The organism is Limosilactobacillus reuteri (assembly GCF_002254085.1).
Taxonomy (GTDB): Bacteria; Bacillota; Bacilli; order Lactobacillales; family Lactobacillaceae; genus Limosilactobacillus; species Limosilactobacillus reuteri_K.
On the sequence record NZ_NGPY01000089.1, the window covers coordinates 1 to 257 of the forward strand.

1 protein-coding gene is annotated in these 257 nt (G+C 38.9%); it reads left to right on the plus strand.

Features of this window, described 5'->3' with window-relative positions; all coding sequences use genetic code 11:
• Positions 1–257, plus strand: a 257-nt coding sequence (locus tag CBG10_RS10550; protein WP_143452878.1) for an IS3 family transposase, incomplete at both ends; no start/stop codon positions are given.

A 257-nucleotide genomic window follows, 5' to 3' on the forward strand; every position in this document is an offset into this window, starting at 1 on the left:
TTAAAGCCGTTATTAAAGGCCTCTTTAACTACTACCAAGCTGAATACGGCGTACGCCGTTTAAGCACTCAAATTCGAGACTACTATCGCTTAATTGGTAAAAAGACACCTAATCATAAGCGCATTCAGCACTTAATGCATGAAATGGGACTTAAATGTATCAAATATAATCGGCGAGTCCGTAAGTATGATTCCTCTAAGGGACCAAATGGCAAGAAAGCTAAGAATAAGCTAAATCGGCGTTTTATGAGTAACCGT